Annotated in this window: 9 protein-coding genes; 4 read left to right on the forward strand and 5 right to left on the reverse strand. The window is 62.4% G+C overall.

Annotation, left to right across the window (positions count from 1 at the left end; genetic code table 11):
- Positions 1-53: 53 nt before the first annotated feature.
- Positions 54-452 carry a winged helix-turn-helix transcriptional regulator gene (locus tag V5E97_RS29880; protein ID WP_406695216.1) on the reverse strand — a complete coding sequence of 133 codons (399 nt, stop codon included), beginning with the start codon at positions 450-452 and terminating at the stop codon, positions 54-56.
- Positions 453-529: 77 nt separating this feature from the next.
- Entirely contained in the window at positions 530-1342 is an 813-nt protein-coding gene (locus V5E97_RS29885) for an IS5 family transposase (protein WP_406695217.1), read from the reverse strand.
- 154 nt (positions 1343-1496) lie between these two features.
- Here V5E97_RS29885 and V5E97_RS29890 point away from each other — a divergent pair, with 154 nt between their 5' ends.
- Positions 1497-2561, forward strand: a complete 1065-nt coding sequence (locus V5E97_RS29890; protein WP_406701238.1) for an SDR family oxidoreductase — start codon at positions 1497-1499, stop codon at positions 2559-2561.
- Positions 2562-2699: 138 nt separating this feature from the next.
- Here the strand turns inward: V5E97_RS29890 and V5E97_RS29895 are convergent, their stop codons facing one another.
- Entirely contained in the window at positions 2700-4541 is a 1842-nt protein-coding gene (locus tag V5E97_RS29895; protein ID WP_406695218.1) for a sigma-70 family RNA polymerase sigma factor, read from the reverse strand.
- A 780-nt stretch (positions 4542-5321) separates the two neighbouring features.
- Between V5E97_RS29895 and V5E97_RS29900 the strand changes: the two genes are divergently transcribed.
- Positions 5322-6041 (forward strand): hypothetical protein, encoded by a 720-nt coding sequence (locus V5E97_RS29900; protein WP_406695219.1) that lies wholly within the window; start codon positions 5322-5324, stop codon positions 6039-6041.
- Positions 6042-6414: 373 nt separating this feature from the next.
- On the forward strand, positions 6415-7224 hold the full coding sequence (locus tag V5E97_RS29905; protein WP_406695220.1) for a hypothetical protein: 810 nt from the start codon (positions 6415-6417) through the stop codon (positions 7222-7224).
- Positions 7225-7397: 173 nt separating this feature from the next.
- On the opposite strand, the gene V5E97_RS29910 is transcribed toward V5E97_RS29905, so the two are convergent.
- Positions 7398-9596 carry a sulfatase gene (locus tag V5E97_RS29910; protein WP_406695221.1) on the reverse strand — a complete coding sequence of 733 codons (2199 nt, stop codon included), beginning with the start codon at positions 9594-9596 and terminating at the stop codon, positions 7398-7400.
- 329 nt (positions 9597-9925) lie between these two features.
- On the opposite strand from V5E97_RS29910, the gene V5E97_RS29915 reads away from it, so the two are divergent.
- Complete coding sequence (locus V5E97_RS29915; protein ID WP_406695222.1) at positions 9926-11185, forward strand: alpha/beta fold hydrolase; 1260 nt, start codon at positions 9926-9928, stop codon at positions 11183-11185.
- A gap of 48 nt (positions 11186-11233) precedes the next feature.
- On the opposite strand, the gene V5E97_RS29920 is transcribed toward V5E97_RS29915, so the two are convergent.
- Positions 11234-11866 (reverse strand): phosphoesterase, encoded by a 633-nt coding sequence (locus tag V5E97_RS29920; RefSeq protein ID WP_406695223.1) that lies wholly within the window; start codon positions 11864-11866, stop codon positions 11234-11236.
- Between the last annotated feature and the right edge of the window lie 319 nt (positions 11867-12185).

A 12185-nucleotide genomic window follows, 5' to 3' on the forward strand; every position in this document is an offset into this window, starting at 1 on the left:
ATCGTCGAGGACTCCTACCCGAACAACCTGACGAGCATCGTCTGCCCGCCTGGTCACGCAGTCAGATCTTCCGTCGCATCGGTCGCAGCCGCGTGCTTCTTTCGTCTCTTTGTGAGCTTCGACAACGCCTCGGAGTTCTTTGCCGCCCAGGCATAGAGCATCTCGAGGGGCTCGATGAAGAGCTTGCCCATGGGCGTCAGGGAATATTCGACCATCGGCGGAACGACTGGATAGACCTTTCGGTCAATCAACCCGTCCCTCTCCATCTCCCGAAGCGTCTGCGTGAGCATCTTCTTTGAACAGCCAGGCAGGCTCCGCGCCAAGACGCCCGTCCTGCAGGTGCCACCGTGGAAGTGGAGCGAGTGGAGGACCATGGTCGTCCACTTGACGCTGAACAGTTCCAGCACGCGGCGTGGTGCGCAATCCTCGTCGAGGACGATCGGCTTTGTCATGGCGATGGGCACCTTTTGGTAACTACGTCCCTAAATTGTGCCTTCTTGCCCCACCGGCGACAAGTCCCTAAGAGACCCTAACAAAAAGAGCTGGCAAGTACGTTGAAACAGATGATTGCGCAAGCTATCGACATTAACGCCTCGTGAATGTCAGAGCGGCGTTCGGTTCTCAGCCGGAGCTTCCGAGGCTTATGCAACCACGACAAGGTCCGTTCGACCACCCAGCGATAGCGGCCCAGACCACTTCCATGGGGCGTGTTGCGTCGGGCAATCCGGGGAAGGATTCCTCGACTTCGCAACCGCCGGCGATGAGGGGCCGAGTCGTAGGCCCGATCGGCGTAGAGAGCACGCGGGCGGCGGCGAGGACGCCCCGGCTTTCCGCGAACCGACGGGATCGCATCCACCAACGCCTCCAATTGGGTGACGTCGGGGGCGTTGGCCCCCGTCAAGATCGCGGCCAAGGGGATTCCTCCGCCGTCGGTGATCACGTGGTGTTTGCTACCCGGTTTGGCTCGATCCGTAGGGTTTGGGCCGGTCTTCTCCCCAACCCCCAGGGCTCGGACCGAGGCGCTGTCGACCACGGCTCGGGACCAATCGATCCGGTTCGCTCCCCGCAATTCGGCCAGGAGGAGTTCGTGGAGCCTCTGCCAGACCCCGGCGCGATGCCAGTCGCGGAGTCGTCGCCAGCAGGTCATGCCGCTACCGCAACCCATCTCCTGGGGCAGATCCTCCCACGGGATCCCCGTCTTCAGGACGAAGAGGATTCCGGTCAGCGCCTTGCGGTCGTCGATCGGCTTCCGTCCAGGGAAGCGAAACCGTCGGGGTTTGGGTGGCGGCAGGAGCGGTTCGATCCGTTCCCAGAGTTCATCGGGCAGAAGAGGCTTGGCCATGTGGTATCTCCTGTGACACGTCACCCCTCCTACGTTGTTTGGCCCTGCTTCGGTTCGTTATTTTGTTAGGGTCTCTAAAGTTCCGTGTACGGGCCAGAACGCAAGGGGTTGCGACCGCCCGGGCCTCAGAACTTTTCCAAATCGAGTGGGATTCATAACAATGCGTGCAGTCGTCGCAGGGGTGAGCGGGATTGTCGGCAACAATCTCGCTTCGCACCTCGTTTCCAAAGGTTGGGAGGTCTACGGCCTTGCCCGCAAGCCGCAAACCGGCATTCCAGAGGTGCGTCCAATCGCCGCCGACCTGCTCGAAGCCGACGCGTTGCGGGCCTCCCTCGCCGGAGTCAATCCTACTCATGTTTTTATCACGACATGGCTCCGCCAGGCCACCGAAGCCGAGAATTGCTCAGTGAACGGGGCCATGGTGAGGAACTTGCTCACGGGATTCGAAGGCGCTGGCCGCCTCAGGCATGTCGCCCTCGTCACCGGTCTGAAGCACTATCTCGGGCCGTTCGAGGCTTATGCGAAAACCAAGCCGGTGACGCCGTTCCGCGAGGAGATGCCTCGGGTCTCCGGTGAGAATTTCTACTACACCCAGGAGGACGAGGTCTACTCGGCCGCCGAGCGGCAGGGCTTTTCCTGGAGCGTGCACCGGCCTCACACGATCATCGGCTACGCCCTGGGCAACGCCATGAACATGGGCGTTACCCTCGCCGTGTACGCCACGATCTGCCGAGAGACTGGAATGCCTTTCGTCTTCCCCGGTTCGCCCCAACAGTGGGAAGGGCTGACGGATGTGACCGACGCCCGAATCCTCGCTCGCCACCTGGAATGGGCTGCGACATCCGAGGCCGCCCGAGATCAGGCATTCAACATCGTGAATGGCGATATCTTCCGCTGGAACTGGTTGTGGCCGAAGCTCGCGGCAAACTTTGGCATCGAAGCCGCTCCCTATCCCGGTCGCCCTTCACCACTCGCACCGAAACTGGCTGAAGCTGGGCCAGTCTGGGCTGGGATTGTCGCGAAGCATGGCCTTGCCGAACCGGACCTGGGGAAGCTTGCCTCAGCTTGGCACACCGACATGGATCTCGGACGCGAGATGGAAGTCGTGACCGACATGACCAAGAGCCGCGTGGCCGGATTCCACGATTATCAGCCGACCTTGGGTTCGTTCCTCGACCTCTTCGCCAGACTGCGAGAGGATCGGATCATCCCCGGCTGATCACCGAGATCGTGCGAAATTAAGGCGGAATGGCCGGTGGCCAGCCACCTGGGAGCGAGGGGAACTCCAGTGGCCTGCTGACTGGATCCTTGGGGGAGGGAAATTCCCAGCAGTCTGTCTGCGGATTTCCGTATGGCCTCAGTCGGTCGCTGACAGGGCCGCGAGTGCAAAGGCACAAAATTCCGGACGCTTGATGGCGTTCTCGCAGAGGATGCCGACTCCCGAAGCATCGTTCAGGTAAGCGAGGGCCTCGGCTGCGAAGAATTTGACTTGATCATTCGGGCTGGCTAAGCCGCGTTTGAGAGTATCGATCGCCGTGCCTCCCAGGCCTTCGAGCTTCAACGCAGCGATTTCCGCCTTCGTCGGGTCGAGCAGTTCTTCGCCCCAGGTGACCAATCTCGAGTGCCTGAGTTGAGGGCTGTCCACCAGAGGCAATCGCTTGATCACGCGGAGGTAACGGTACTGGTTGCGTTTGTAGACCTGGGGTACCCGCAGTTCGAGAAAGCCGTCAGTCTCGGCCGTCGCCATCCCATTCTGCTTGAGCCCCTCGGTCTGGTGGAACCGTTGATTCACCACGTTCTGAAGGAGCTGGGAACGCTCGACGCTCTTCCGGTTCACCTTCAACTCAAGGCGATGCGGGAAGTCCTTCTTGACCCGAGCTCCGCCCAGGACACGACCGACTTTGGGGTCGTTGGGCCTGGCTTTGGTGCCAATCAAAACCGGCCCCCGAGCCCGGGCAAGTTCCTGACCTTCCTTGAGGGTGCCACCAGCGTCGGCCACTTGCTTGAGGCGGCACTCGATCAAATAGCCTCCGGCCAGGCTCGTTGTTTCGCAAGCGGGAGGAAGCTCGAGTTCGACGTTCAGGTGATCGGCCTTCGAGGTCCCGGTAGGGATGGTCAACCGGGCGATGACGATCGAGAGGCTCGGATTCGCCAAGAGCGTCTCAGGGTACTCGATCCCCGCCTTCTTCATCTCATCAAGCAGTCGGTCGCGGTGCCACGACGAAGGGGGCTTGGCCCCTGTACCATCAAGCCCGACAACAAGTCCGACTCCTTCTAATCGCAGATTGTTCTGGCTCGACGTGGAGATCACAGCGAGATCGGTGACTCTCTCCTCAAACTTTAGCGACTGCTCTTCCGTCTTTTCCAGCGACTGCAACCGATCACCGCTCAGCGTGCTTATATTCGGGGATTGAGATTGAGCGATTGAGACGCCAGCGGTCCGCGGCTCAAGCCCCTGGGCCAGCACGCCCGCCCCGGTCGAGACCGCGCCTCCAACCAGGCCGATCAGCGCCAAAGACTTCAGCTTTGTCAGTAACATGGCCTTGAGCACTCCTTCGGTAAGAGCCGTGACCGAGACGGAGACGACCGCCTCGGTAGTCACCTGTCCTGCCGCATATCGCATGGCAGCCTGAATGGTGGCCTCAGCCATGGCCAAGGGCAGGACCGTGGCTTTGGCCTCGGCCGCGAGTGTGGCGGCAATCACGCCGATCGATGGAGCGAGTCCGCGCCGAGCGAGCCTCACTCGCAGCCGTCGCCGCGCCTCGGCGAGACGGCTCATGACCGTGCCTGGCGGACAGCCGAGCCGTCCGGCCGCTTCGACGTAGGTCATGCCTTCGAGGTCGCAGAGCACAGCCACTCCCCGAAATCGCTCTGGCAGCCGACCCAACTCCTCATGGAGGACCCGGCCGAGGTCGTCTGGCGGCTTGCCCACATAAGTGGTCTCCGCCCTCTCGGCATACCCTCGTTCATGCCTTCGTCGTCGCGCCACGGCCGAGTGGGTGCAGCTCGCGACGCGAAGGGCGACCGCATGGAGATACGGTCCCAACGTGTCGCGACAGTAGATTGAACCGGCCTTCCTGGCCAGAACCAGGAAGGTGGCCTGGAAGGCGTCAGACGCGTCGTGGGAGTGGCGCAAAACCTTGCGACAGACCCGAAGTACCATCGGGCCGTGCCTCTCGACCAGGGCCGCGAATGCCATCTCGGCCGATTCCCCGCGCCGGGCGTTGAATCGACTTAAGAGCTCGCCATCCGACAGGCCTGCGAACGTCCCCTCGTTGAACAGTCCGCGGAGGCATCGGTGTAATTCTATGTGTCGAGCATTAGCCACAGGTTTGCACTCCACTGGATCGTCGATTCCAGAGAGTAATGTAGCGGGCTGGCTGGTTTATTCGGAAATCTTCTGAAACTCCACTCGTCTACTCCTGGCCTGCCCGTTGATTTGGGATCCGCCCAGTATGGGGAAGGAGGCCGTTCCATGGGATTACAACTTAGAGCGGTTTACGATCGCATTGCGCACGGTGGAGGAAAACGGGGACTGGCTCCCGGCCCGCTCCATGCTCGGCTTTTCCGGACGACCTGGCGGCCGGGTGCCTGTCCCCATTTTCCGGGCCGTCACGGGCGGCCTCGGCGGAAAGGGGGACAGGCACCTCCGCTGCGCTCCGGAGCCAGTCCCCGTTTCCGCACGTGCTCCTGAGTCTTGAGACCAACCACCGTGCGCAACGCATCCGCAAACCGCTCTAGCGTGGAACGGCCGATAAATAATAGGTATGCTGCGTTCGCCTGATCCAACGGCGTTGACTCGCCCATCGCACGCGCAAGCCATCCATGTCGCCGTTCGCAACTCACGAGATCCGAGTAGAATCGGCTTTCCCCGACTTCGGGATACCTGATCGTCGTCCTGCGGAATCGGTATGGGTTTCCCGCCCGGGGATGGATCACTCGGCTGGGACCCCACAGCACTCGGACAAGGAGGTCGCAAGTGACTCGTTCCCAGGTCTCGCTCGGCTGGCTCATGGGCGCCGTTGCTCTCATCGGGTTTCATCTCGCGGTCGTCTGCTCCTCTCCTCCCCCTCTCGGTCTCAATAACCTAGAAGTCGGCTTGCTGCCGAGCGTCACTGTGCTGGCCATCGCGCTTCTGTCGACAAGCGGGCGACGCGGAGAGCGAGGCCGAATCTTCGTCAGGGGCTTCGTGGCGTCTCTTGCGGTCGCGATCTGTATTTATCTCGTTTGCTGCGTCACGGCCCCGGATCTCGTGAGGCGGCCTGTCGTGTACTACATCAACGAGATTGAGCCGAGCCTTTATGACGCCGATCTGTCTGTGGTTTATCGACTAAGCCTGGAGATCCAAGGGCTGATCCTTGGCCTGCCGCAATTGCTTGTCGCACTGGTCGGGGGCACTGGTGACGGGCATCGCGAGGGCGAGACGGTACACGGTCGCGGGCGGCTGACCGGCGCCTGTCCTTGCGGTGGCTACCAATTCATAAGCAACCGCGGCTGCGTTCCCGGAATCGTGATCAGACGCTCTCGGCCGCCTCGCCGATCAATCCTCTGCCGCATAGTCGGGTTTAAGCGTTTGGCACACCGGCATTGCTTGGAGCGAGCAGTCCCGACAGCTTCTCATGAACACTCTCAGGAGGAGCTTGGAGGTCGCGGAGCACCTGGGAGCGACTGCCTGGACCTCTCGGGTGACTTCGAGTGAACGCTCCGCGAGTGGTCCATCCATCAGGGCCGGCCGGTGGCCAGGCACCTAAAGCGGGTAAAGCCGCGAACCTGAAGAATCCATCGGAAAATCAGCGTAACCGCTCACGGGATTGCGTGATGATGCCATATGCTTATGGTGGATAAACGAATCCAGGAATTCGCGATTATTTGTCGTGCGAGGTGTGGCCGATTGGGCGGTCCCGATGGAGATGTTGCCTCCCGATTGCAAGACGATGTTCCACCCGAGTATTATCCATGCCGCCAAGCTCGGGCCGGCAAGGGCCGTGGCGACTCTGGCTGGAAGTGGACCCCGGCATCGGTCCTTCGTATGGGGAGTCCTGCGATGCCCGGACGGCCCGGTGAGGCGATCCATGATCAACGAGTCCGATCACGGTGGAAGTTCTCGAGGCCCTTCCCGCCGTAAGCCACAGGCCGGCCAACGCAAGCGGGCCTCGGCCGCCCCGTCCGATCCGTACAAGCCCGTCTCCTTGGGAGTCCGCCGGTCGAGGGCCTTCGAGGCCGAGGGGGGCGGTTTGCTCTGTGTTCACCCCGGTCAGGTCGCCGCCTCGTTCCGGCTTCGGCTCAACCCTGACCCCGCGGAGGGGGAACCCAACGATACGGCCTCATGCCTGGTCCGCTTGGCGGACGAGGCCGGGGAGGTGTGGGAGGCCGAGTCCACCTTCTCACTGCACGTCTTCGTCGAGAACATGGTCAACCTCGACAGGACCAGTTGGCTGGTCTACTTCGACGACGCCGAGGAATGGAAGGGGGCATTCGACGGCGATCGCATGATCACCGGGGCCACCTGCCTGCTCGACGACCGGTTCTACCGCAAGTTCCTCGTCGGGGACGAGCGGGTCGAGTTGAAGTTCAAATCCCAGTGCCCGAGATTCGATGTCGCCTTCTATACGAGTCCCCACGTCACGGGCCTTACGAGCCTGCTCGTCAGGGTGTCCGGACTCTTCGACGTGGACATGAATAAGATCCGCCCCCTGGTCTTCGAAATGGACTGGCGGAACTTGCTCTTCAGGAACGAACTCTACTTCGACACCGAGGCGGAGGAGTGGGCGGGCGACGGGTGGCCGCTTCCTCCGGTCTTCAGGAGGGCCGGCTCCACGGGTTCCCCCCAAGCGCTGGTGCGGTACGAAGCGAAGCCGGAAAGTCGAGCCGGGGCTGGCTGACTCCGGGTGGCCTTTTCTGGCTGTGGTTGAGGGATGATCCCCTGGTCGACCACCCCCACTACAAAATCACGGCCTTCGGTCTGGAGCAAAACATCGAGCCGACCTGGATGGTCGGCTCGATCGCACCTTCTCTATGACCCTGACCGACCCGATCGGCTCTCGCTACGGCGACGTCAGGGGGCTGAAGCCGGTGGATTGCCCCGGAGAGTTTCCAGGGTGCGCTTCAGTCTTGCTCGCCTTGGGTTCTCTGCCGCCTGGTTGGCGAGGTTCCGATCCTGTTTCGGATCTTGAAAGAGTTGATAGAGTTCAGGCGTGCTGATGCTGTTTTCAATCAGAACGTGATCCTCATCGATCACGGAGTCCATCGTGACGACCCGCTCGGTATCAACCTCCTGGGCGTCCAGGGGTTGTTTCTCCAACTGGGAGAGGATCGGGTCAGGACGTTGTGGGTCGGACGAGTTCCAGTGGCGGGCGAGACTGCGCCCGGGGAAGGGGTTCTTGACGTTCGGGAGGAGCAGGTCTCCGAACGTTCTCGGCAGGTCGCGATGGGCGACGGGAACTCCAACCCTCCGATTGCGAAGGGACTCTGTGCTCTCCTGCCCTGCTCCGCCGGCACTCAACGGCGGAATGAGGAGGAGAGGAACATGAGTGAGTTCGTTGTAGAGGCTGGACCCGTGGCCGAAATGGCCGTGTTCGCCGAGGTGTTCGCCATGGTCGCCCGTGACGACCACCCAGGTGTTGTCGAGCATGCCCGCCGCGCGGAGGTCGCGGAGAAATCGGCCGAGTTCGGCATCGAGCCCGTGGAGGCATTCGTCGTAGAGATCGACGAGTCGCTGGGTGACGGTGTCGAGCTCCTGCTGCCGTTGCGGCCGTTGCTCGGGCGTGGCCGAGTCGCGGGCCCTGACCGCCTGCCAGCCCCCATTGGGTGAGGCCAGCGACTGCTTGGGGACGGGGCCGTTCCAGAACTGCCGTGAGGAGTTCTTCGATGGAAGATAGGGGCCGTGAACATCCATGAAGTTCAAGAAGAGGAAGAAGGGACGCGGAGAGTCGCTGGCCACTTTGTTTCGGCTTTGAACCCGGTCGAGCCATTGGCGGGCGTCGCTGACGATCTCGCTCGCGGGGCGGTGAACGAAGAAGGGAGAGACGCCAGGGACCGGTAACCGAGCCCGTCGCGCCAGGTTCATGGTGAAGCTGCCGAGCGTCGAGTTGCAGATCGTTTCGTTCAGGTCGATCGTCTGGTTGCGGGGATAGTCGACATAAGAGTCGAACCCTCGCCCGAACCCGTATCCCGCGTTGCAGACCCGAACATTGGCCACGATGCCGGCGGTGGTGTAGCCGTTGGCACTCAGGTGCTCGGCCAGCATCGGGGACGGCCCGTGGTAAGGTCGGTCGACCCGGGCGCCATGTTGGTAGGGCCAGAGACCCGTGAACATGGTCATGTGAGATGGCAACGTCCAGGGGGCGGCCGAGCGGGCCATGTCGAAGGTGATTCCCTCCTGCGCCAAGGCTTCCAGCTCAGGTGTGGTTCGTCGCCCATACCCGTAGAGGCTCAAGTGGTCGGCACGGACCGTGTCCATGACGATCCAGAGCAAGTTGGGAGCACCAGCACCGGCAGCCGCGCCTGCCGCCAATGGGGGGCGGGACCATGCTCGCTCGGGGGCCGCGGCCACTCGGCTTTCCTGGATGAAGGCATAAGTGGGGAGCAGGATGAATAGCAAGCCGCCAGCCCAGCACGCGCCGCGCTTCCAGGCCGCGGTCGGTCGCACCAGCCAGCGTCGAATTCGGTAGCCAAGCCCAAGAGCCAGGATCACGACCGCGACCGGGTGGAGTCCGGGGAGGGTCAGGAGTGGCCCGAACAGGAGAAGCGTTCCCAGCACCAAACCGGCCCAGTTCCAGGCCCAAGCGACGGCTCGCTCCCCCTGCCCCTTCGACGTGAGCCAAGCCGCCCCGGCCAGCACCGGCGCGACCAAGCCCAAAGTCCAGGCCGCGACGAGAAGAACCTCGGCGACCGGGATCATCCAGGCGGCGTGCCGACTCATCATCAGGCTGCTCCAACGCACCTGATGCAGACCATGGAACTGCCCGAAGACGAGCGCCAACTCGAGAAAGCCCGCCGCGACCCCCACGGCCAGCGTGGCTCCCGCTAAGGGCAAAACCCCTGGTATTCGGCTTCCCAGTGCCGACGCAGATGCCGCCGTCGCGGACTTTTGTTCGAGGAACGCGGGTCCATGGCCCAGCATGCGGCGGAGTGCGGATGTGGGGCGGTGCAGGTCCGATCGGGAGGACGGGGACGCTTCGGCCGGCTGGGAGTGATCGTCGGCCGCATCGCGGGTTTCACCGGGAACTCCGGCTCGATTCGTTCGCTCTGCCATGTCGAATTCGCCCTCTTCATCCGACTCATCGAGCCTCATTCGGGTCCGGCGGGAGTTGAACGAAAAGCTCGAAATCTGTCCAGGCAGATTGCCGTTTGACTCTGGGCCCCGCCAGGGTCCACTTCTTTTTTTGGCCTCGCATTCCCATGAATAAGACTCTTCGCTAGAATCCCCCCCGCTCGGTCGAAACGTCCGTGCGGATCGAAGCCTTGAGATCGCGGAAACTTGGGACTTTTCGCGGTGAGGCGAACGGCCCCAAAAAAATCTTATAAAGCAAGGGGCGACCAAGCAGGGTTGCCCGGTTGATTGGGAAGGATTCCCTAAGTCTTATGCGCGATGGCCGGCAGGTCTTGCGGTTCCTGGGGATTTGTGCGATCGGCTTGGCCGTCATGCCAGGTTGTGCGAGCATGCGTCGCCATACGTCGACGCCTGATCATCGCCCCTGCACGGACGGATTCGCCTATACGAAGGACGGCTGGATGCTGGGCGTTCGCCACATCCGACCGGCTCATCCCGATCCGGGCAAGCTGCCGATCGTCCTTTGCCATGGTCTCGGGCTCAATGCCACGTTCTGGACCATCACGAATTCCCATCTCCCTGAGCAGCTCGCCGCTCGAGGCTATGAGGTCTTCCTCTACGACAACCGAGGATCGGGCGAAAGTGCGCGGGTGGGACGGGTGGGGAAGATCAACGCGGCGCTCCGCCAGACGCTCTTTCTCGAGTGGGGAGATGGCACCTGGAATGTCGACGAGATGGCCCTGTACGATGTCCCGGCGATCCTCGACTACGTGAAACAAGAAACCGGCCAGGAGCGGGTCAACTGGGTGGGTCACAGTCTCGGCGGCATGTTGCTGTTCTCGTTTCTTGAGCTCAGCCCCGACGCCGGCCGGATTGCGAACTTTGTCGGGATGGGCAGCACGATCATCCTGGCCGACTACCCCCAGAAAAGCATGCTCAATGCAAACCGAGGTTTGCGGAAGCTGACCTCGGTTGTCAGCACGGGCCGGCTCGGGCGTCCCTTGATGTTCTTCCAGCCCCCCGGCCTCGACAAGATCGACCAGTTCTATTACACCTCGTCGGTCGTCGATAAGCAGACGGTCCGCGGGTTCTACGGCTATACCCTGGAAGACCCAGGACGCTCGGCCCTCAGGCAGCTCGACCCCTATCTGGAGTTCGGCCACTTTCTCTCGGCCGACCGCAAGATCGACTACGCCGCGCGACTTGGGGAGGTCACCACGCCGACCCTTCTCGTGGCCGGCGAGGCGGACATCATGTCCGACGTTCCCTCGACCAAGCTGACCCTGGCCGGGCTGGGGAGCGTCGATAAGTCCTTGATGCGATTCGGGCGAAGCGACGGCCATATCGCCGACTACGGCCATTGCGACCTCGTCTGGAGCCGCAACGCTTCCAAAGAAATCTTTCCCCCGATGATCGACTGGCTCGATCGCCGCCAGCCAGGCCTGGCGCTGGCCACACCGCAGCAATTGCAGCCGGCGCAGGCCACGCCGCAACAACCGCAACCGCGGCCGGCGCTGGCCACGCCTCAGGAGCCGCAGCCGCGACCTGTACTCGCGATCCCTCGCAATTGATCAGGCGACCGAAGGGACGGATCGCCAGGGCGAACGACTGGTCCCTATCTATGCCTTGGGGCTGTCGTTCGATTCTCCGGTCAAGAATGCCTCGATGCAGATCTGTGACCAGGTCTCGAACTCGGCTCGTTGGCGAATGAGATCGGCCACGAGGATGAACTCAGCCTCGGCGAGCCCTGCTTCTCGGGGGACGATCGCGGCGCTCTTGAGGTCGTAGACGTGGACGACCCCGAGATGAACCTGGCCGACCGGGGTGGAGTCGTCGTTGATCAAGCCGACCAGGCGAATTTCACCCTCGCTGCCCAGGGTGATCTCCTCGTCGATCTCCCGCCGCATGGCCATCTCGTAGGCCTCGAAGGTGGCACGACCGTCAGCGTCTGACTCGTCGACGTGGCCGCCGACCCCGATCGACTTGAGGCGATGAAGCCTGGCCTCACCTTGGGACTTGCCGCGCGTGTAGCAGAACACGGAATCGCCGCAGCGGAAAACGACGTAGGGGATGATCTGCTTGTAGCTTGGGTCGTCCTCGACCTCGGACCGAGGCAAGAACCGCGCCAGCTCGGGCACGAGCAACGCATGAAGATAGCGATCGGCTTCGGCGGAGAATCCCTGAAATCGGCCCAGACGGTCCAGCTCGGCGCTCGGAACAACAAGAACACGTTCGGAGTGAGGGTGGCTCACGATGTTTGGCCTCGCGGACACAGATAAGCGATGGATTGGGTGACGCCGCGCGCAGCGGCTCGATCAGTTCATTATCGGTCGTCGGTCCACGCGTTCCACAACGGTTGCGCGGGGTGAAACCGGTTTTCTCACGCAGGAAGACCGGGAACTGGTGCGTAAGTGTCAGCCCTTTGGTCAGAGATCGACCGCTTCGGCCGCAGGGATTCTCTCGGGCGATCGGAGCACCGCAATTTAAATCAACGACCCGCCATAGAGCCGGGAATCCCCCTCGTTCCCACGGTCCCCCGTGGGAATGCCGTCCCCGACGTTCCACGTCATC

Source organism: Singulisphaera photorubra (assembly GCF_045290345.1).
Taxonomy (GTDB): Bacteria; Planctomycetota; Planctomycetia; order Isosphaerales; family Isosphaeraceae; genus Singulisphaera.